Source organism: Pseudoalteromonas umbrosa (assembly GCF_030125375.1).
Taxonomy (GTDB): domain Bacteria; phylum Pseudomonadota; class Gammaproteobacteria; order Enterobacterales; family Alteromonadaceae; genus Pseudoalteromonas; species Pseudoalteromonas umbrosa.
The window spans coordinates 53,960-75,931 of the sequence record NZ_JASJUU010000022.1 but is presented as its reverse complement, the minus strand read 5'-3'; the positions used below and the strand labels follow the sequence as shown (position 1 = coordinate 75,931).

12 protein-coding genes are annotated in these 21,972 nt (G+C 45.1%); 7 read left to right on the top strand and 5 right to left on the bottom strand.

The window, feature by feature from the left end:
• Window positions 1-22: 22 nt before the first annotated feature.
• From QNM16_RS25200 to QNM16_RS25175, 6 genes are all read left to right on the top strand, one after another.
• Window positions 23-5,614 (top strand): non-ribosomal peptide synthetase, encoded by a 5,592-nt coding sequence (locus tag QNM16_RS25200; protein ID WP_284022967.1) that lies wholly within the window; start codon window positions 23-25, stop codon window positions 5,612-5,614.
• Window positions 5,611-9,414, top strand: coding sequence for an AMP-binding protein (locus QNM16_RS25195; RefSeq protein WP_284022966.1), 3,804 nt, complete (start codon window positions 5,611-5,613; stop codon window positions 9,412-9,414). The genes QNM16_RS25200 and QNM16_RS25195 overlap by 4 nt, the downstream gene beginning before the upstream one ends.
• A gap of 196 nt (window positions 9,415-9,610) precedes the next feature.
• The gene (locus QNM16_RS25190; protein ID WP_284022965.1) at window positions 9,611-11,140 is read left to right on the top strand and encodes a PepSY-associated TM helix domain-containing protein; all 1,530 of its coding nucleotides are present in this window, start codon (window positions 9,611-9,613) and stop codon (window positions 11,138-11,140) included.
• Window positions 11,124-11,432: a hypothetical protein gene (locus tag QNM16_RS25185; protein ID WP_284022964.1), complete on the top strand. Its 309-nt coding sequence runs from the start codon at window positions 11,124-11,126 to the stop codon at window positions 11,430-11,432. Before QNM16_RS25190 ends, QNM16_RS25185 begins: the two co-directional genes overlap by 17 nt.
• Window positions 11,432-11,704 carry a hypothetical protein gene (locus QNM16_RS25180; protein ID WP_284022963.1) on the top strand — a complete coding sequence of 91 codons (273 nt, stop codon included), beginning with the start codon at window positions 11,432-11,434 and terminating at the stop codon, window positions 11,702-11,704. Before QNM16_RS25185 ends, QNM16_RS25180 begins: the two co-directional genes overlap by 1 nt.
• A 200-nt stretch (window positions 11,705-11,904) precedes the next feature.
• The gene (locus tag QNM16_RS25175) at window positions 11,905-13,995 is read left to right on the top strand and encodes a TonB-dependent siderophore receptor (RefSeq protein ID WP_284022962.1); all 2,091 of its coding nucleotides are present in this window, start codon (window positions 11,905-11,907) and stop codon (window positions 13,993-13,995) included.
• Window positions 13,996-14,210: 215 nt separating this feature from the next.
• Here the strand turns inward: QNM16_RS25175 and dhbA are convergent, their stop codons facing one another.
• Genes dhbA through QNM16_RS25150 form a run of 5 tightly spaced genes read right to left on the bottom strand, consistent with a single transcriptional unit; the run spans window position 14,211 to window position 20,008 of the window.
• Window positions 14,211-14,975 (bottom strand): 2,3-dihydro-2,3-dihydroxybenzoate dehydrogenase, encoded by a 765-nt coding sequence (gene dhbA, locus QNM16_RS25170; RefSeq protein ID WP_284022961.1) that lies wholly within the window; start codon window positions 14,973-14,975, stop codon window positions 14,211-14,213.
• Window positions 14,976-16,298, bottom strand: coding sequence for a condensation domain-containing protein (locus tag QNM16_RS25165; RefSeq protein ID WP_284022960.1), 1,323 nt, complete (start codon window positions 16,296-16,298; stop codon window positions 14,976-14,978).
• On the bottom strand, window positions 16,298-17,164 hold the full coding sequence (locus QNM16_RS25160; protein WP_284022959.1) for an isochorismatase family protein: 867 nt from the start codon (window positions 17,162-17,164) through the stop codon (window positions 16,298-16,300). The genes QNM16_RS25165 and QNM16_RS25160 overlap by 1 nt, the downstream gene beginning before the upstream one ends.
• An 11-nt stretch (window positions 17,165-17,175) precedes the next feature.
• A complete protein-coding gene (locus QNM16_RS25155; protein WP_284022958.1) occupies window positions 17,176-18,774 on the bottom strand; it encodes a (2,3-dihydroxybenzoyl)adenylate synthase in 1,599 nt (532 codons plus the stop codon).
• 4 nt (window positions 18,775-18,778) lie between these two features.
• Complete coding sequence (locus tag QNM16_RS25150; protein WP_284022957.1) at window positions 18,779-20,008, bottom strand: isochorismate synthase; 1,230 nt, start codon at window positions 20,006-20,008, stop codon at window positions 18,779-18,781.
• Window positions 20,009-20,310: 302 nt separating this feature from the next.
• Between QNM16_RS25150 and QNM16_RS25145 the strand changes: the two genes are divergently transcribed.
• Window positions 20,311-21,936 (top strand): cyclic peptide export ABC transporter, encoded by a 1,626-nt coding sequence (locus QNM16_RS25145; protein ID WP_284022956.1) that lies wholly within the window; start codon window positions 20,311-20,313, stop codon window positions 21,934-21,936.
• The last annotated feature ends 36 nt before the right edge of the window (window positions 21,937-21,972 follow it).

Genomic DNA, 21,972 nt, shown 5'->3' with positions numbered 1-21,972 from the left:
TTTCCCTTTTTTAGAGATACACATGAACAACGACGATATTCTTGACGCACTGGCCGATGAATTAGACTTAGATCTGCTTGGTGAGTTGTTTGCTGAGCAACCAGAAACACACAATGAGATCCCCCGTCATTCAGATAATTTCGGTAGCTTATCCTTTCAGCAGCAGCGACTGTGGTTGCAACAACAGCTGACCCCAGAATCCATTTCGTATAACGTACCTCGCGCTTATTACATTGAAACTGCGTTAGACTTAGCGAAGCTGCAACAGGCATTAAACACCCTAGTAAATACCCATCAGGCACTTGCGACACGCTTTAGTGATGACAATACACCGATACAGCACCTAGTCGATAATGCGCAAGTGCCTTTGTCACTATTGGCCCTACCTGAGTCGCAGCAGGACTGGCCTGCAATTGAAGTATTATCGTCAGAAGTGGTGACTGGCTGGTTTGCCAAACCTTTTGATTTATCCGTTGCTCCTTTGTTTCGTGCTGCATGGGTTGATTATGGTAAAGGGGGAATTTTACTCCTAGATAACCACCATATTGCCAGTGATGGATGGTCGGCAAATCTTATTTTACGTGATTTAGCGCGTGCTTATTTTGGCGAGCAAATTGTACCGACGAGGCTGCGTTATTTGGATTACGCCCAGTGGCAGCGCGATGCGCTTGAGTCTGAAATGGGTCAACAAGCCTGTGATTATTGGCGCAACTATGTGGATTTTGTACCTCAGCAATTAAATGTTCCCAAAGCGTATAGTAGCGAAGCTAGTCGTTATGCGCGTTTGGCAAAAACACACCTATCAGCGCAATTGACCCAAGGGTTGCGCAGTCTATGTCAGCAGTACAATTTAACCCTGTCATCCTTGTCCATGGCGCTTTATCAAGTTGTCTTGTCGCGCTTTAGTGATGCACAGCAATTTTTATTAGGGGTTCCTACAGCAGCGAGGAATCATCCAGATATTAGCGATATAGTCGGGTTTTTTGTTAATACTCAGCTATATAAAAATGAGGCGCAACCTACGCGCTCACTGATTGATGTTGCGCGCGCCGTCCAGCAGCATACGCTGGCTGTAATTGAGCATCAATTGATCCCCTATGAGTGGTTGGCAAGGGAGTTAGACTGGCAGCAAACGGGCGAACAAAGTCACTTTCAAGCCATGTATAACTTCTCAGAGTATCAACCCAGCAATGATGGCCCAATGCCATTGCCACTCACACCGATTGTTGTTGATAAGTTTGAAGCTAAGTTTCCGCTGTCCCTCGAAGTTGTTGAGCTTGCAGACACCTTATTAATCCAATTTGAAGGGGAGCCAAAGCACTATGATGAAGAGGTCTTAACACGTCTGTTAGAGAGTTTCTTAACTTTAACCAAACAGTTGGTTGCTGCGCCAGAGCAAGCTCTTGGTAACGTATCTTTGGCAGTGCAACAGCCTCAGGCATCGAAGCAGCAGGTTACGCCAATAAGTAGCTATCTATCTGTATTAACCGAGGCGTTTTTGTCGCATCCTGAACGCATTGCAGCGACTGATGTACAAGGCCGCGAGCTGAGCTATGGGGCGCTTGACAAACGCAGTGCTCAGCTGGCCAATTTTCTATTCGCGGAGGGATTGCAAGCTGAGCAAACTGTGGCCTTGATGTTTGAACGTGGCCTAGACATGCTGGTTGCCATGTTGGCGGTGATGCGTGCCGGTGGCACTTATGTCCCAGTGGACCCCAAACTCCCACAATCGCGCATTGATTATATTTTACAGCACAGTGAAACCCAGTGGGTTCTGCACAACACCGAGGTGCTTTTACCTGACGATATCCGCGGTATTGATACAACCCAGTTATACCTTGAGCGCCAGATGGATAGTGTGCCGTTCAGGAAGATTCACCCGGCGCAGTTAGCCTATGTGATATACACATCGGGTTCAACAGGCAAACCAAAAGGGGTGGCAGTCAGCCATCACAATCTCGATAACTTTTTAGCCGCTATGCAGGAAAAGCTTGCACTGCAAAGCGCTGACACTGTCTTGGCACTCACCTCATTGTCATTTGATATTTCAGGTCTTGAATTGCACCTGCCGTTGTACGCAGGTGCACAGGTATGTATTGCACAGCAACAAAGTGAATTGAATGAATCTATTTTAAATGAGGTTTCTGTTATTCAGGCAACCCCTGCTGGGTGGCGCGCGCTGCTGGCAGATAACCTGTTAAAGCGCCCTGTCTTAGGGCTGTGCGGTGGAGAAGCCTTACCAGCTGAGCTTGCCCAAACACTGCTTGAACATCAAGTGAGATTGTGGAACATGTACGGGCCAACAGAGACCACCATTTGGTCATCATGCCAACGGGTTGAAAAGGCAAAAATTCATCTCGGTGATACAGTCCGCGCAACGCAGTTTTATATTTTAGATGATGCATTAAACCCTGTGCCAAATGAAGTGTCAGGTGAGTTGTATATTGCAGGAGATGGCTTGGCCCGAGGATACTTAAATCGCCCAGAGCTGAGTGCCGAGCGTTTTGTCGCCAACCCATTTTGTCAGCAAGGCAGCCGACTTTATCGCACAGGTGATTTGGTCAAGTACAATAAATCAGGCCAGCTGGAATATTTAGGGCGTACCGACCATCAGGTGAAAATTCGCGGATTCAGGATTGAACTGGGCGAAATAGAAGCGCATTTATATCAACAGTTAGGAGTTGATGAAGCCGTTGTGATAGCCGAGGAGTTACCCACTGGAACTCGCTTGGTGGCATACGTTGCTGGTAATAACTTGGATGGCGCGACTTTACAGTCTTTGCTACTGCAAGGCTTGCCAAGCTATATGGTACCCAGTGTGATTGTGGTGCTCGACAAATTGCCCCTGAACAATTCAGGAAAAATTGATCGACATGCGTTACCCAAAGTACAAGACAATCAGCGTGGTGAATTTGTTGCCCCGGCTAATCAGCTAGAGCAACAGCTCGCGGATATTTGGCAATCTGTGCTTAAATATTCGCCCATAGGCCGCGGTGATGATTTCTTCACGCTCGGCGGAGACTCTATTGTCGCGTTGCAATTGGCCAGTCGTATCAGTGAAGCACTGCAACTGAATTGCTCAGTTAAAGATATTTTTGATGCGCCCAATGTCGAGGCGCTCGCGGTATTATTGAATACAGCTTCTAAGATGCAGTTGCCAGAGCTTAACAAGGTCTCTGCGCAATCAAATTATGATTTGGCCCCAGCACAGCTGAGTTTGTGGCTGTCGGACCAAATGGTGGCAGAGCAGGACAAACATGCCTTTAATATTTCCGGTGCAGTGACATTACGTGGCGCTTTGAATATTGACCTGTTGCAACGTGCATTTGAGTTAGTAATAGCGAGGCATGCCTCATTGCGGATGCGTTTTGTTGAGCATTTGGGTGAAGTTAGTATGGCAGTTGATGAGCAAGTTGAGTTTAAGCTTATCAGCCACAACTTATCGAATTTATCGCAGGAACAGCGTACGGTACAAAGCCAGCAGTTACAAAGTACATTTGAAAATCAAGCGTTTGACTTAGCTACAGCACCGCTACTACGAGCAATGTTAGTGCAGCTGCAAACACAAGAATATCAGCTCTCAGTCAGCATGCATCATATCATTTCAGACGGTTGGTCAACTGGGGTGTTGATCGATGATTTAGGAAAAGCTTACCAAGCACTGGTTACCCAGCAATCACCACATTGGCAGCCATTGAATATCGATTATGTAGATTATGCTCAGTGGCAACATGCGCTGCAAAGCGGTGAAGCAGGACAGCAGCTGCGCGATTATTGGCGTGAACACTTGGATGATGCCCCAGCAAATAGTGCATTACCAAATCATTACCCGCGCCCAGCACAATTAAACAATGAAGGCGGATTGGTGGTTGGTTCATTTGATGCAGATCAAACTAAACGCCTAAAAGCATTTGCGAGCGAGCAGCGTATATCTCTGAATGCATTGTTATTATCCGGCTATTTTTTATTTCTGCATGCCATCAATGACAAACCGGATATGATCGTTGGCAGTGACTTTGCCGGTCGTGACAACCCAGCTTTAGAAGCTTTAATTGGCTTTTTTGTACGTGTTTTACCACAGCGCAGCATATTGAATGAAGAAGCTTTAGTTATTGATTTTATTAAGCAAACTCAAGATGTTTCGCTGCAGGTGATGGCGCATCAAGCGCTGGGCTTGGAGTCTCTGACTGAGTTGCTCGACACCCCGCGAGTAAATAATATTCAGCCCTTGGTGCAGCAGTTATTTGTGATGCAAAACACGCCACAGCAACAGTGGCCGATGACTGAAATCAGTCTTGAACCCTTGGATAGTTTAAGTGCGATCAGCAGTAAATTTGATAGTGCGCTCTTCGTCATTGAGGCGGATGAGTTGCAATGCCAGTGGGTATTTAGAAAACAGCTTTATAACCCAGAGATTATGCAGCAATGGTTGGGGCGTTGGCAGCAATGCGTGTTGCAACTCATAGAGATGAGCGAACAGCCTGTTCGCAATGTAATTTCGCCAATGATTCAGGAATTTAAAACTATGCAAAAAGCCGCCCGAGGAAATTCATTTTCAGGATTAAAAAAAGGTCTTAAAAAACGTGCAAAAGCACCTGCTGCACCGATAAAAACATACTTTTTACCAGAAACCGAACAGTTTCCAATTCTCGTTGAGCCGACGTCCCCCGATCTTGACCCTATCAACTGGGCAAGCAATAACCGTGATGTGATCGAGGGTTATTTAAAGCAATACGGTGGAATAATTTTCAGGAATTTTGCGCTGCAGTCACCTCAAGAGTTTGAGTCTTTCGCCGATGCGATCCAGCCAGGTCTGTATGGCCAGTATGGTGACTTACCTAAAAAAGAAGGTGGTAAAAAAACATATAAATCAACTCCATACCCAGAGCGTCAGATGATTCTTTATCATAACGAAAGCTCACACCTAGGTGAATGGCCTCGTAAACAGTGGTTCTTTTGCGAGTTACCTTCAAAAGTAGGTGGGGCGACGCCTATCGTAGATTGTCGTCGCATGCTCAAAGAGCTACCAGAAGAGCTAGTTGCCAAAATCAAAGAAAAAGAGTTGCTATACGTACGTAACTTTATTCCAAATCTCGATGTAGCTTGGCAAGACTTCTATAAAACCGATGACAAAGCAGAAGTTGAAGCGCGCTTAACGGCGAGCAATACGGAGTTTCGTTGGTTAGACAATGGTGGCTTGCAAACACGTACAAAAACACATGGAGTGATCAAACACCATTTAAGCGGTGAAGAGTCTTTCTTTAACCAAGTTCAGCTTCACCATGAATCATGTTTAGAGGAAAGTGTGCGCAATGACCTCATCGAAATGGTTGGCCACGAGTATTTGCCTCGCAATGTGTTCTTTGGAGATGGTACGCCAATAAGCTACGAAGAAATGACCATTATCGGTGAAGCTTACGAGCGCTGCGCGGTAAGATTTGACTGGCAAAAAGGCGATGTGGTGATGCTGGACAACATGTTGGCAGCCCACGCTCGTGACCCGTATGAAGAGCCACGTAAAATTGTCGTAGCAATGGGAGATATGGTATCCCAGCAGCAACTTACTGAAGCCAATGAACAGCAAGCTAAAGCGGAGCAGGAGTGTTTAGCATGATCGCTGATTATATTGAAGAATATCAGCAAGGTGTTGTTCTGACAGCAAATCAGCAGTGTTTTACTGCTGATATCGCGCACACAGTCCAACTTGTACAGCTGTTGGTGCCATGTTCGGCGACGTTGCAAAGTATACAAGGCTATTGTGATGAAATGATCCAATCACATATTAGTTTGGCATCCAACTATCAGCAGGTTGCTGGCTTTAAAGGATTACGTGCAAAACCTAGCGAAAGTGCAAAAATAGTTATCGATAGTATTGAGTGGAGCCAATCGGGTGTGCCAAGTTTAGCTCAGCTGGCGTTATCGTCCCCAGTCGATTTAGCACCGCAAAATGGCCGCAATTTGCAATTGACCCTTGTGAAAACAAGCGAGCAGAACTTCATCGCATTGCGTGGCTTTGCCGGTGCGGTGGATTTACCCTCATTGGAACTCATTGCAGGGATCATCAATGGTCAACCAGATGATGAAGAGGCGCTACAGTTTCCGGATTTTGTTGCTTGGCAACAAGAAATGCAAAGTGAAGATGAAGGCTTAGCAGGGCAGGCTTTTTGGCAAAATTACTTGGGTGGCGATTTGCCGTCTGCGTTGCAATTGCCTTATGCAATGAGCTCAAGCAGTGACGCCGAACGCAGTTACACATCAGTACAGCATGCGGTTAACAGCAGTGTATGGCAGGGGATCTCTGATTACGCGACAACATTGGGTGTATCAAATCAACAGAGCACACAATATGCTTGGTGGTGGTTGATGGCGCGTTTGGCAACAACACCGCGCTTTCTAACTGCACTGCATTACGACCCTCGTCATGAAGATGAAGCATTTGAAGGGGCGATTGGCCGTTATGCCTCAGCGTTGCCCCTGATTATTGAGTATCAGGCTGGTCAATCTCTTGAAAGTTGGTTGTCTGCGCTAAATGAGCAGTGTGAAAGTCACCGTCACTATGCATTGAGTATCTCTGAAGCGCAGTTGAAAACGGTAAGGCATACCACAGATTATGTATTTGCGCAGCAAGCACATCAGCCTGATTGGCAAACCAGCCTGTGTCATGACTTAAACATGGCTATTTCGGCCGACGGTGTGCTGACGCTGAATTATTGTCAAAATAGCTATTCTTCAGCGGCAGTAACAAGCCTATTGGCTCAGCTAGAGCAAGTGCTTAGCGTTATCGTCTCTGGTGGCGCTGCTAGTAAGAGTCAAGAAATCAGTATATTAAGTGACGTCCACACGACGCAATTGTTGGCGATTAACGGCGCACAATCGCCAACGTCAATAGAGACAGTAGTGCAGCGTGTGCATGATTTTGCGCAGTCTCAAGGCCAAGAAGTTGCACTGATAGATGATAATGGTGCCCTTAGTTATTCTGAGCTGTGGCAACAGGCGGAATCTTTAGCACAAGGCCTTTATGATAGCCAATCTCAACTTGAACAGCCGGTACTCTTACTTTTACCTCGTAGCGCAGAACTGATAGTCGCGATGCTGGCGAGTATGCGTGCAGGTTTAGGTTTTGTACCGCTTGACCCAAGCTGGCCGCAATCGCGTATCGATAAAGTGGTAGCGCAGTTTGACAATGCTTTGGTGATTGCTGCTTCACCCGCGCAAGGTGTGCAACTAGATGCACTTAAAGTGGACAAAGAGGTGGCGTTGCCAGCAATTGATACCGTGGCAACTAAGCTGGCATATACGATTTTTACATCTGGCTCAACGGGCACACCCAAAGGCGTACGCATTGGTCAGCAGCAGTTAAGCGCTTATTGTCATGGCTCTAGCGAGGCGCTTGGTCTCGCGGAACAAACCAGTTTTGCGCTGACAGCAACTGTGGCGGCTGATTTGGGTTATACCTGCTTGTTTAATGCCCTATACCTAGGTAAAAAGCTGTGTATCGCAAATGAGCAGCAAAGCATGGATAGTGTGGCATTCAGTGCGTTTTTACAACAGCACCAAGTTGACTGTATTAAGATAGTGCCTTCGCATTTGCAGGCACTATGTGACTTAAAAGCACTGCCTTATTTCCCACAAAAAATCATCTTAGGTGGAGAGGCGTGTCCAAATACCTTCTTGCGTTCGATACAGCAGTGGGCACCAGAGGCTGAGGTGTACAACCATTATGGACCAAGTGAAGCAACCATTGGGGTTATGAGTCATCGGTATCAAGCTGGTGATGGCGGCGTGGCGAAATTGAGCCAAGTATTTGCCGGTACGTACACCTATGTTTTGAATAGCACAGGCACGCTATGCAGCTACGGTGAAGTTGGTGAACTATATATTGCAGGCGCACAGCTGAGTGACGGTTATCTTGGTCAGTCAACACACCCGGCATTCTCAAACCATGACAGATTCGGACAGCGTGTTTATGCAACTGGTGACCTAGCGCGTTATATGCCGGATAACTCAATCATGATCCTTGGCCGCAAAGACGACCAAGTAAAAGTCCGAGGCTTTAGGATTGAATTAGGTGAAGTCGCCAATAGTATTGAACAGGTTGAGGGTATTGAGCACTGCTTAGTTATAGCGGATAAAGTTGACGCTCAAGTAACTTTACATGCTTACATTGTTGCGGGTCAGTTTGCCGAAGGTGCGCTGGACAGCGAAGCGACCGCCGCATTAAAAATGCAATTGTCGCATAGCTTACCTGACGCCATGGTGCCATCGGCGTTTATGGTATTGGCACAGTGGCCACGGTTAGGAAATGGCAAGGTCGACCGCAAGGCATTGCCTCCTTTTGAAACACAGGCAGTCGCTTATGAAGCACCGCAGGGCGCGCTAGAAACACGTTTAGCTGAGATGTTTGGCGAAGTGCTCGAACTGGAAAAAGTGAGTCGCAATATCTCTTTCTTTCAATTAGGAGGCCATTCAATTTCGGCGATTAAACTGGTAAAACGCTGGGCTGATAGAGAAGATAGATCATTACATTTCGATTTAGGTGCATTGTTTCAAGCCCCCAGTGTTGCACAGCTCGCAGAGGTGTTAACAGGCGCCGACACACAGCCTATTGCGGTACTCAATAAGCATAAAGTAGGCAATCGTCAGGTGATCTGTTTCCATGACGGTTTGGGCTTAACTTTGAGTTATCGAGAACTTGCGCAGCAACTGGATGAGCAAGTGAATTTATTTGCACTAGTGCCAAGTAAAGCGGATCTCGAAGTGACTGATTTCGACCAGCTTGCCACACGTTATGCAGAAAAAATTATCGCGCAGTTTGGCGGCGAGACTATAGAGTTACTGGGTTGGTCTATGGGCGGCTTGCTGGCGGCGAAAGTGGCCGCTTTGTTGGACGATGCAGGACAGCATGTGACTCAATTGTATATGGCTGACTCATGGATCCCAACCGCTCAACCTCGCACCTTGACTCAATTGCAAGCAGTAACAGAGTTTTTAACCTTAGTTGTAGACAATGGGGGTAAAGCTTGGTCTGAGCGCGTTGAAGCGCACTTTACGCCTTTATTGGCTGAGTCGAGTGTTGATGCGGATACACTCAACGGCTACCTGAGTGCATTTTGGCAATCGCAGAGTGAGCAGTTACCCTTGCCTTACAGTGCGATAGATGCATCGCAGCTGGCTCAGACATTTACTATGAGCGAAAGATTAAATAGCCAGCGTGAAAACGGTTGTACATTGCCAAGTTTACCTGTTGGGCTTACTACGTCTGTGCTGTGGTCTCAAGTGCGAGCAGATAGCGATATTGATGCTTACCGCACTCACCTGTCTGCACTGGGGGCGACCTTCTCGGAGCAAAAGCTTGCATGTAGCCACCAACAAGTGGTGAGTCATGCGCAATTGCTAAAAGCCTTGAAGCAGTAACGTTTGAGTTGGGGCCTCAATTAGGCCTATGGCTTTCAGTTTAGGGGCGTTGGGAAATTAACGCCCCACTTTCCGTTGTTTGTCGTAATTATTTAAATTTTTCTCAACTTCTTTCGTCGTTGCCAAAGTGGTGCATTTTTGGCGGCCTTTTATTTTGTTCTTAAGGCGTGGCCGCAGAATAAACTGGAAGGAGTTTATGGATAAAAAAATCCTGACTAGGTTAACCAAACAGCATTCAATTTTAGGTGCAGTCAGCGCCTGCATTCTTACTGTTGTTTTTGTCTGTGGCAGTCTACTATTTTTTCGCGGTCAACTACTCAATTGGCAATTTGCATGGCAGCAAGACAATCAAGTGGAACGGCCTATGTCTTGGCAAAGTGCGGTGGCTGACTTAACAGAAAAAGTCCCTGATTTTGTCAATCAACGTATCACACTGACGACGGACCCACAGCATAACCACCTATACCAAATTTATGTCGGTCACGATGATAGATTGTTATACAACAACCAAACACAACAATTATATGGGCAAGATACCGCGCAGCAGGCAGCTTCCGATTTTCTGTATTTTTGGCACATCAATTTTACCACTCATACCGGCACAGATATTATCGCGATAGCCTGTATTTTATTGATGATGGTTACCATTAGCGGTATTTGGATCCGCTGGAAAGACTTGGTAAAAAAATTCCACCAATATCGTGCTAAAGGCAAATCTCGCGATGTATTTAAAGACAGTCATGTATTGCTGGGTTTGGGGGTTTTACTGTTTATGCTGATGTATGGTTGGAGTAGTGCCCATTTTAATATCGGATACGAGATAAATGAGCCTGTTTATCAAAAATATGCGCAGAAAAGTGGAGAGAGTTACTCGCATGAACTTGGGTTTCCAAGCAAGCCTGAAAATTATGATATGGAGGCGACACTAACCGCTGAGCGTCTCAATCAAGTGATCACTGACTTTCAACAAGCGTATCCAAATATGCGCATTGCACGTTTTGATATTTACCCGAGACCTTGGGTTAGACTAAGAGTCTCTGGTGAGTCTGATCGCAGTTTTGAGTTTGTCACCGCATTTTATGATGTGCATGGAAACTTATTATACGAACCCGAACGCAGGCCTATCAATGATGTATATAACATTATGGTCCAATTGCACGAAGGCCACTTGCTCGGGAAGTCATCACATTTGCTGTACTTTGTGCTGTCTATGATGGCCATTGCTGCGATGCTGATCGGAAATTTATATTGGCTAGCAATTCGAGAGCCAAAACGTGCAGGACAAGCACTGTTTAAATTACAGCGCGCATGTTTAGAGGCAAGTACCTGTGGGGCGTTGTTAAGTGTTGCATTGTTATTGGTTTGCACGCGCTTGTTCAGTCAAGGTGAACCGTTAACGCTGTTGGCCAATCAATTAATTATGATTGGCAGCATTCTCTGCTGTGGGTTGTTGACGTGTTACTTTAAACAGGTCAAAGATTCTTCCCATGCTATGTTACAAGGTGCTGGCGTGTTGTTTTTATTGTTGCCTTGCATTGATGTGATCCGACTGACGCTTGGTCATGAATTCTATAGCTTTGTCTCTGGGGATTTGATCACCATACACATTGCATTTTTAGCCCTAGCAGGCTTTAGTTTTGGCTTGGCAACGGTTGTAGTGAGAGTGACTGACAAAGTGAAAAAACGTGCAATTGAATTGGAGCCGGTCAATGATCGCCTTGCTTAGTTTTACCCTGATTGGGTTTGCACTGTTTGCCAATTCTAAATATTGGCCGTTTGGCAAAATAGAGGGTCTAGCCCGAATATTTAAAGTGGTCTCTGCAAAACAGATACTGTTGTTGAGTATACTGGGGTTGAGCGTCCTCTATTACATCCAAATGGGTCTGATAGCAGCCGTCTTTTTAGTGTTATTTGCCTTGAGTATCGGTCTGCCGATAGTGGTGATGATGGGTCATCATCGCGGTACGGCACCTGTGCTGATATTGTTGACCTTAGCGGCAATTGGAGGGGTACTGTAATGCGAGTGATTAACTTCGGTGTGATACTTGGCTTGTTAGTTGGAATTTTGCTTGTCCGTGGTGGGATTTGGTTGAGCCTCGATTTATTTGGTTTGGACTATCATGGGGTATTAACGGTAGCTGAGCTATTAAGTATTGCTGTTATCGCAGGTGTCGCGTTTCATTTCACCATGCTTGGCGACTATAAGTCTCAAATTGTCTTGGCCGCTAAGTATTTAGCGCCTATGGCTGCGCTGTTTGTTTTATTATTTGGTATAAATCTACTCTCATAAATCTTTATATATCAGTTATATGAATATACTCATAAATAAATTTGAATTATAAATAATTGATATTATTGCATTTGTTATTGTTTTTGAATTTTAGTATCTAAAAAAGATACCGAGGTGCTAAATTTTTAAAGTATTGCTTCGTCTGCCCTTCAGTAAATCAGAATTTTTATCTCGACTAGGATAAGGGAGTCAAGCGGCGTATGAAGCAATATTCTGCGATTGCAAAAGCGGTGTGTATCGGACTACTAGCAAGTAGTTCTTCAGTAGTTTTAGCAGACGATGCTAAAGTAAATATGGAACATATTGAGGTGGTGGGTAAACACCACAGAGATGTAGGCGCAACAGGGTTACCGCTTGCAATTGGCGACACGCCACAGTCTATTTCGATTATCGATAGTGAGTTCATGGATTTTCATGACGTTAACTCAGCGGGTGAAGCGCTTGTGCATAGCGCAGGTGTATACTCTGAGACATCACTAGGCAATCGCGAACGTTTTGTTTTCTCTCGCGGTTTTGAAATGAACCGATTCTTAATTGATGGCATGGGCGCTGCAGGCCGTCCTAGTCAAACTACGCTATTAGACACTAGCATGTTTGAAAGTGTTGAAGTTATCCGCGGTTCAACTGGCATGTTACAAGAGGTAGGTCAGCCATCAGGGACTGTAAATCTTGTTCAAAAACGTGCATATAACGGCACCGGTGGCGCAGTATCTGCAGAGATTGGCTCTTGGGACCGACTTCGTGCAGAAGCAGATTTCAATACGACACTGAATGACAGTGGCACAGTACGTGCGCGTGTTGTAACAGCGGTAGAGGGTGCTGATTCGTTTGTAGATCATGCGAATACAGATCGCACCATGTTTTATACAACGTTGTCTGCAGATATCACCGATGCATTACAGGTGTCTATTTTTGCTAGTTACCAAGATGATGGACAAGGTGCTATTTCTGACGGCCTACCGTATCAATTTACAAACGGTGAGCGTGTCAACATAGGTATCGAAGCAAACATCTATCCAGATTGGGCAGAGCAAGATACGCAGCAAGATAGCTTATTGGGTGAAGCACGTTACCAAATCAATGATGATTGGAATGTTGTGGCAAGATTCCATACTGCTAATTTAGATGATGATAAAGTTTACGCAGGTTTGTGGTGGCATGTTGAGCCAAATGGCGACTATGCCCTACTTGCTAATGAAAAACACGTAGACTATCAATCAGATCGTGCCGAAATTGGTGTGAATGGTCAGTTTAGCTTTTTAGACCGCGAGCATAGCATTAATTTTACGCTAGCAAATAGCGAGTTTGACGAGTACCAGACATCTTACAGAGCACTTTCAAGACCAGCTGGTAATTTAATCGCTGAACACTCGAATGAATCACCACAAGCAAAGCCTGCTAACCCAGGTTTTAATTATGAAGCACCAGCTGTGCGTGAAGCGAACATCGAGTCTCAAAGTGCCCGTGTCGCTTTCAACTTACAGGTGCTAGACAACTTGAATGTGTTACTAGGTGCTAACCATAAAGATATTACATCAAGCAGCACTAACCGCGAGATTACCAGTGAATTTGATTTTAAAGACACCAGCTTATATTACGGCGGTGTGTATAAATTTACTGAACAGTTTTTAATGTACGCAAGCTATACGGATATTTTTGACCAACGACAGACGTATGATAAATCTGGCAAGTTATTAGATCCAGTATCTGGTGAAAACAAAGAAGTCGGTATTAGATACTCAAACCAAGATGACTCGTTCAGTGTTGATGTCGCATATTTCCAGATCGATCAAGAAAACTATCCAGTAGAAGCGGGTAAACATGAAGACTCGTCATTGATCTATTATGAAGCACAAAGCGGTGTAGAGTCAGAAGGGTATGAAGTTGAAATTTCAGGCTATGTGACTGAGCAGTGGTATGCAGCGGTTTCATTTTCAGATATTGACATGACAAACCCAAATTATGTTGCGGGTCGTGTTTCACGCGTTGTACCTGACAGAATTGCAAGTTTTAGCACTTTCTATGACTTTGAAGACTTCAGAATTGGTGGTTACCTGACTTATACAGGTGAACGTGAAGGCTTTATTGGAGAGCGTAAGGTTGAGTACGTACCTGTAGACTCACATGTTCTAGGTGGCTTCTCGGCTCAGTATGAGATTAATGATGACTTAAGTGTGAAACTTAACATTCATAACTTATTTGATAAAGAATATGACTCAAAGGTCGCATTTTTCACAGTGCGTCCAGGTACGCCAAGAAACTATGCTCTGGAGTTAAATTACAACTTTTAATTACATGAACTCTGTGTGCTGAATTGGGCACAGAGCAATATGTATATTCGCAGCACAAAGCTCCACATATGTGGAGCTTTTTTGTGCACAGTGCCAAGCAAATCGATAGGTAAATGCATCAAAATTGAAGAAAGTGTTATTCGAGGCATAGAAGGTGCGACAGAGGTATAAGGGATAAAAGCCACCCGCTAAGGATAGGTGGCTTTGGTGTGTGGTTAAAAAGTAGCGCCACCGTCAATGGTGAGTACTTGCATGGTGGTGTGCGAAGATAATTTGGAGGCGATGAATACCGCGCTATTGGCAATTTCTTCAGGGTTTGCGATTTTTTGCAGTGGAATACCGAGCTTATATTGTGCTGCAAAGCCTTCTATCACGCGTTGCGCGCCCTGATCATCTTGCCACATGCCTGTTTGCATGGGGGTTAATGTTGAGCCTGGTGCGATGACATTACAGCGTATCCCGTAGTTGGCCAGCTCAATGCCCGCAGTAAGTGTCAGTTGCGTAGCTGCAGCTTTTGATGCGCAGTAAGCCCCCATGTGTTGTCTGGGTGTGCTCGCAGCGTTGGAGCCAATGGTTACAATACTGCCTTGATGAGTGTGTTTAAAATGCTGAGCGCATTGTTTAATAAACACAAACAGGCTGGTTGCATTGACGTTCTGACAGTGTTGCCATTGGGTGAGGCTAAGCTCGTCAATTCCGCCCATTTCAAGCACACCGGCAACATACACAAGGTTATAGGGTGCTAACCCATGCTGGATGAGTTCATCCAAAGTTTGAGTGAGCTGCTCAGGCTTAGACAGGTCACAGTGAACTTGCCTATACAGCATGCTGGTATCGCTAAATTGGCGGTCAAATCCAATGACTTTGGCACCTAGTGCGGCAAACTGCTTGGCGACAGCCAAACCAATCCCTTGTCCAACGCCCGTCACCCAAACAATCTGCTGGTCGTACTCTGAAGTGAGTGCATGTTGAAAATCCATCTATGAGACCTCTAAGTTACCCTGACTAAGCTGCTTGCATAGGGATTTGAGTGACAGTTTTGGTTGAGTCGCCCACAGGTGTGCAGTATTAAATATGCGGGTTTGGATATTTTTGACAGCGTTGCTGTCGTAACGCGCAATATTGCTATCAAAATCTACCGTTGCCGGTGTATCGCCCAGTAAATGGATCTGCAACATAATATCGTCCGTGGTGCCTGCACTTAGTATGTGGCTGCACGTTTCTATACCGGCATATTTAGGGGCGCTGGCGAATGGCAATAGATTAATCGTGGGGCCAATAATATTTAAAGATTTGCCCTGTTTTTGTCGATCCCGCTTGAGCGATTCAACACGGTAGCTTTGCACTTTTTTTAACGCTTTAATTTGCTGGTTGATGTGCTGTGCCACAGCCGTTAAATCATCTCCATCATTGAGCACCAATGGCAGAGGCAAGACGTTGCTTTGCACACATGGGCTACTCAGCTCGCTAATGGCTTGGCGGTTCATCATCACTAATCCCAGCGTAACGTGATTTTGCTGATGCTGCTCAACTAAGGTCGCCGCGATGGCTGCAAGCAGTATTTCACTGCTGGTAGTGTTGGTCACCTGTGCCGCAGATTGGATTGTATGCCAGACAGATTGTGAGAACGAGCTTGTCAGACGATGATTCGGCTCAGAGACATCTGCTTTCTCTGTGCTATAAGAGTAGACATTGTCTGCGTCATCGAGCCACTGATTGAGGGTCTTTTGCGACTGCTGTTGCTGCGTTTTATACGCTTCACTTTGCTGTAATTCGAGCAGTGTTTGTTGCCCTGTGAAGCGCAGGTTTGGCAGTGACTTGCCTTTACTCAATGCATTGTAGCAACGGTTAAGTGATTGTGAGAACAAACCAAAACCATAGCCATCTAACAGTAAGTGATGTGCCACGATCAGCAAGTAATCTTGCTGTGGACCGCGCAGCAAAAACAATTTCATTAATGCTTCTTGGCTAAGGTCAAACGGCTTTGCTAAATGTGGCTTGGCAAACTGCTGAGCATAAGAGAGTACATCTTCTGGGTCTTGTGCAATATCTTGGCAGAGAATAGTGGGTACTGTGCTGTCATGGTGAAGCTGAGGCGTATAACTAGCATCGCTAACAAAGCGACAAGCAAGCATATCGCTTGCTTGCCAGACATGTTGCAATGCGTGTTGTAGCCAATTTGCCGAGATCTTACCTTTAAACTCTAAACACTCGGCAACATTAAAAAGCTCACCTCGACCACTGATGGTATGCAGCAACCACATGGCGTGCTGCGAGTCAGTAAGTGGAAGAGGATACGTCATTAGTCTTCCTTACGCTCTTCGAGTAATTCAACCCAAGCGGCTAAAGTTGGGATCTGTGCCAGTTCAATAAAGTTGGTTTCAATACCTTGCTGTTGCCACAACGAAATTAGATTCATTACCTGCACGGAATCTAAGCCATAGTCAATCAGACTTTCATGCTCGTCAAACTCATCTTCTTCGCAGTCAATTAGCGTTAAAATATGGGCTTTCAATCCGTCTAACGAAGTCAGATCTTGAGTCTGAGTGCCGAGGATCTCTGACATGGATACCACTTTACCGCAGCGCTTTGCGACAAAATTCAGTGCCATCATGTGCTCTTCTTTCGTGAAGTCCGCAATGGCATCAGCCACTAAGAATGGCTCAATATCGCGCATAAAGGCATCTACAGCGGTCGTCATGACGCCGATATGGCCGTAGATCCCGACAATTAATAGCTGATCGCGCTGCTTGTCACGTAATTGCTGCTCGAAATCACATTTTTGGAATGCACTGTAACGCCATTTGGTGAGCACCACATCTTTGTCGGTTGGCGCTAGAGCATCAACGATAGGCTGCTGTGCAGGGTCTTGTAATCCCGCTCCCCACATGTCAGATAATAAACCGCGTTCATGTTTGCCTTGCTTGATTGGCTGAGCGGTATAGTACACAGGAATATCATGCTCGTAGCAGTGTGCTTTTAGTGCTTGAATATTCTGGATCATAGCGTCGATCAATGGATTGTCATCGCCATAAAATCCAACAAAGTAATGTTGTACATCATGGATCAATAAAGCCGCGCGATTGGGATCTAAATTCCAATCCACTCGATTTTCAGGTAATTCTGCATCGCGTGGTAACGGGTAGTGATTTAACTTTGGAATGCTCATGGTTTTCTCTGTTATTCGAACGTGGCACGCAAGGCTTTTTTATCGACTTTGCCTACGGCGGTTAACGGTAGTTGGGTTACAAACTTAAACTTATCTGGCACTTTGTAGTCGGCAATGCCAAGTTGACGCAAATATTTGCGTAAAATGAGGGTGGTTAACTTGATGTCTTGATCCGCCACCACAAAGGCGCAGCTCTTTTCACCTAATGTATCATCAGGCATAGATACAATGGCCACTTGTTGAATGTTTTGATGTCCTAACAAGTGGTTTTCGACTTCTTCTGCTGCGATTTTTTCACCGCCTCGATTGATTTGATCCTTATCTCGACCTTCAACGATTAAATGACCTGATGGCAGTTGCTTGACAATATCGCCTGAGCTGTAAAACCCATCGCTGTCAAAGGCTGCAGCATTATGTGTGGGTGATTTGTAATATCCTCTAAAAGTGTAAGGACCCCGTGTCATGAGTCGTCCAGATTCACCTTGGGGGACGTTGTTGCCATGTTCGTCGACAATTTTTATTTCATCATGCTCACTGATCGGACGCCCTTGTGTGGTTAAGATCAATTCGAGATCGTCATCATAACGGGTGTAATTTACGAGCCCTTCTGCCATACCAAATACTTGCTGCAGCTGACAGCCTAAAATGGGGGTGACTTGCTCCGCTACACTGCGACTGAGTTTGGCGCCGCCAACTTGGATCACTTTTAAACTACTCAGGTCATGTTGGCTGGCTGATGCGTGCTGTAACCATAATTGTAGAGCAGGTGGCACTAGCGCAGTGTGCGTGATGGCATAGTGCTCAATCAGGCCAAAGCAAACTGCAGGACTGGGATCGCTGGCTAAGATCACCGTGCCGCCGCCAATAAACACGCCTAACGCCCCCGGTGAGCTCAGTGGAAAGTTATGTGGTGCAGGTAGGGCGCACAAATAGCGTGTCTCTCCATCCAGCTCACAGATCTCTTTACTAGCAACCACAGAATACAGATAGTCATTATGGGTGCGCGGGATTAGTTTTGGTGTGCCAGTGCTGCCACCAGATAGCTGGAAAAATGCAACGTCTTCAGGGTTGAGGTCAGGGGCTTCGAAAGCATGCTTATGCAAATAACCCTGCTTAAGTTCACTGTTACCTTTGCTGTGATCTGTGATGATCTTATTTAAACAAGCAAAGCGATTAAATAATTCATGCGTGAACTGTTCATCACCAAATAAAGCGTGTGCAGAGGAGACGATCATGGCTTTGGGCTGCAAGATCTCACAGTAACTTTGTAACTCTGTGCGTTGATGATTGAACAGAGCACATACTGGGGCAACGCCCAGTTTGATCAAAGCAAAGTAAGTGATGTAGAACTCGATGCAGTTAGGCAGTTGCACGACAGCAGTATCACCTTTTTGCAAACCTTGTTGAGCGAGGTAGCCTGCAAGATTATCACTGTAAGTATTTAGCTCACTGTAACTAAGCTGGCGCTGACCATCCGCCACGGCAATGCCTTGGCTATTATTCTCAAGCTGATCAGATAAAATACTGGTCAGCGGTTTATCTTGCCAATAACCTTTGGCTCGGTACTGTTGAGCCAGCTCTGCTGGCCACGGAGTATATTCAATACGCATAATATTACTTATTAAACTGAGTATAAGCTTGCTGAACAGACAATGCGTTCAACATGGTTTTGAGTTTTGCTTCGGTTTCTAGCCATTCAGAGCTAGGATCAGAGGCGGCGACAATGCCAGCACCTGCGAATAATTTGGCAACATGTGCTTTGAGTTCTCCACACCGGATCACCACTACCCACTCACCATTACCGTGCTGATCGCACCAGCCGATGATCCCAGAGAAGAGGTCTCGACCATGACCTTCAAGATCCAGAATATGCTGATAAGCAGGTTTTGTTGGTTTGCCACACAGTGCGGGAGTTGGATGCAATTGATTGGCGAGATCTAAAATATGGGTGTTGGGATCTTTTAAATGGCCTGAGATCACCGTCGATAAATGCCACATGGTGGCGGTGTGCAGCAATGAGGGCTCTGCTGGGATCGATAAGTTGTCGCACACAGGCTCCAATAATTGACGCATGTCATCAATGACGACGGCGTGCTCGTATCTGTCTTTTTTAGAATTAAATAACGCTGAGCGTCGCTGTGCTTCGACTTTGCTGCACGGGTCTCTTGGGATAGAGCCTGCTAACGGGTTACTGGTGACCGTTTCATCTTGTTTTCTCAGCAGTAGTTCAGGGCTGACGCCCATTAGCACAGAGTCATGTTCCGTTGGAAATGCAAAGTGATAACCTGACTGGCTTTGTGTCAGTAATTGATTTAACACATGTTTGCCATTGATAGGGTGTTCGAAGCCGAGCTCAACCTGTTTGCTGAGCACGATTTTTTCTAGTAGCCCTTTGTCAAACAGATGTTTTGCTTCTGACACGGTTTGTTCAAAGTGCGCTCTATCTTGCAGATATCGGATCTCAGTGAGCTGATTATCTTGATGAGTGGTATCAGCGGTTTGGGTATTCAACCACTGGCTGAATACACTTTTATCCCATTTCGCAACTTGCTTAGGAATAATGAACTGTGCTGTTTGATATTTGCAAAAAGGCAGAACGCCAAAGGCAATGACGTTCTCGCTGTCGTCTTGGTGTGCTTGTAATTGTGCCTTAAGTTCATTGACCAAATAATCTGTGTTGGCGATGGGTAAATTAAATCGATGTTTAATACCATGGCCAAGCAAGCAGCTTTCACCGGAAACAAATAGACAATCTTGATCTAGGTGGAACTCACCCAAAGACTGAGCCTGCGCTAAGTTAGATATTTCGCCTGCATGCATAATTAAACCTTTTTGCGTTGTCATTTAACTGCTGCCGATATAACGGTCAGCCGTGAATGTGTGTTAAAGACGTGTCAATCACAAAAAGATTTAGTGTTCTAGTATATAGTTCTTTGAAGTCTTTACTTTGGTTGTAAGCGCAATGAGTTTTAGCCGCTGCGATGAAAGTACTGGTACAGCAAAGGGGTTATGTGACGCAATCCCTACTTAATAACTGACTAGTGCGATTTTCACTGAATATAAATCTGACCTTTACTGTGAATTTTTCGTATGCATTTTCGTCCTGTAGCTAGTCCTAGTTATTGAACCAATAAAAGAGAAGTAACGTGCTTGCTAATCTAATTCGCGCCACATGGTGGCGATTTATGGCAACAGCCATCACCAGTACTCTATTTGGCTTGGCCAGCGTCGCCCTTGTTGCGTTGATCAACGAAATAATTAACAGCTCGCCAGAAGCGCGCGCTGAGCAATTTACATATTTTGCTGTATTGGCTGTTTCAGGGGTAATTTTACAGCTATGTTCAAAAATATTTGCTGAGCAATTAACTGAGCAAAGTCAGGCCACAGTGCGCAGTCAAGTCGCAGAACATGTTGTCAATGCAGAGTTTAACGATGTGGAAGCGCAAGGTGCTGGTAAAATAAAATCATGCTTAACTGAACATAGTTTGCGAGTATCAGAATTTTTTCAGCGTCTACCAGGTATTTTAACGAATGCAATGATAGTACTCGGTAGTTTTGCTTACATGGCTTGGCTGGATTGGCGAGTTTTTATTTTTGCGGTATTAACATTGATAGTGGGCTCAGTTGGCTACAGTCTGGCAAATTCCACTGCATTTAAAAAAGTGACAGAGGCTGCAAAAATTCAAGACTCATTATACGATCAATTCGACTCGATTTATGATGGTGCGAAAGAGCTTAAGCTACATAAATCAAAGCGTCGTATATTCGTAGATCATGTTATTGGCGATACCATTTCATTGTTGCGTGCCCGCCGCGTACAAGGTGCTACGATTTATCATTATGCTGCGTCTTGGGGTGGTTTTAGTATTTTTGCTTTTATTGGCGGAGCGCTTTACTTTTTATCTGGACAAGCAAGTGATACGACAAAAGTAATGTCAGGCTTTGCCTTGTTATTTTTATACATGCTAACACCACTAGAGGTGATGTTAGCCGCTATTCCAAAAGCGGCTGCAGCAAAAGCATCCGCGAATACTATTTCAGAAATGACTGCGAAGATGAGTTTGATTTCTCAGCAATCAACTACCGAATTAACTGAATTTGAGTGCATTGAGCTCAAAGCATTGAGTCATGGCTATTATCATGAGCAAAGTGATGAAGTTTTTGCGCTAACCCCAATCAATTTGACTCTCAATCGCGGTGAAATAATCTATTTGGTAGGCGGAAATGGCAGTGGTAAAACAACTTTCGCTAAATTGCTATGTGGCCTTTACCCAGCTAAGGAAGGGGATTTATATGTTGATGGTCAGCTTATTACAGCAGCGAAACTAGATAGTTATAGACAGCTTTTCAGCGCCGTATTCAGTGATTTTCATCTTTTTGACCGATTACTTGATTGCCAAGATAAGGTACTGCAAGACAAAGGGAATGATCTGATTAAAAAGCTGAACCTACACCACAAAGTTGCTATTAAAGACGGCGCATTTACGACACAAAAGCTTTCTCAAGGTCAGCGAAAGCGCTTGGCATTGGTAGTGACTTATCTGGAAGATAGGCCATTTTATGTCTTTGATGAATGGGCTGCAGATCAAGATCCTGTGTTCAAAGATGTGTTTTATACGGAATTATTACCAGCGCTGAGTGCTCGAGGTAAAACGGTATTTGTTATCACACATGATGATAAATACTTCCACCTTGCTGACAGGTTGTTGCGTATGGAAAATGGTCAGCTTACTGAAGGAAAAAGTGGTTTGGCTCAGAAAATGGCCATATAACCTCATGTCAAAACAATATAGCCACTTCGGTGGTTA

What these genes read in the sequence shown, in the direction of transcription:
- QNM16_RS25180 (WP_284022963.1), top strand. Translation starts at nt 11,432, where the DNA reads ATGCGAGTGATTAACTTCGGTGTGATACTTGGCTTGTTAGTTGGAATT.
- QNM16_RS25195 (WP_284022966.1), top strand. Translation starts at nt 5,611, where the DNA reads ATGATCGCTGATTATATTGAAGAATATCAGCAAGGTGTTGTTCTGACA.
- QNM16_RS25185 (WP_284022964.1), top strand. Translation starts at nt 11,124, where the DNA reads ATGATCGCCTTGCTTAGTTTTACCCTGATTGGGTTTGCACTGTTTGCC.
- QNM16_RS25160 (WP_284022959.1), bottom strand. Translation starts at nt 17,164, where the DNA reads ATGAGCATTCCAAAGTTAAATCACTACCCGTTACCACGCGATGCAGAA.
- QNM16_RS25165 (WP_284022960.1), bottom strand. Translation starts at nt 16,298, where the DNA reads ATGACGTATCCTCTTCCACTTACTGACTCGCAGCACGCCATGTGGTTG.
- QNM16_RS25150 (WP_284022957.1), bottom strand. Translation starts at nt 20,008, where the DNA reads ATGACAACGCAAAAAGGTTTAATTATGCATGCAGGCGAAATATCTAAC.
- QNM16_RS25175 (WP_284022962.1), top strand. Translation starts at nt 11,905, where the DNA reads ATGAAGCAATATTCTGCGATTGCAAAAGCGGTGTGTATCGGACTACTA.
- dhbA (WP_284022961.1), bottom strand. Translation starts at nt 14,975, where the DNA reads ATGGATTTTCAACATGCACTCACTTCAGAGTACGACCAGCAGATTGTT.
- QNM16_RS25155 (WP_284022958.1), bottom strand. Translation starts at nt 18,774, where the DNA reads ATGCGTATTGAATATACTCCGTGGCCAGCAGAGCTGGCTCAACAGTAC.
- QNM16_RS25200 (WP_284022967.1), top strand. Translation starts at nt 23, where the DNA reads ATGAACAACGACGATATTCTTGACGCACTGGCCGATGAATTAGACTTA.
- QNM16_RS25190 (WP_284022965.1), top strand. Translation starts at nt 9,611, where the DNA reads ATGGATAAAAAAATCCTGACTAGGTTAACCAAACAGCATTCAATTTTA.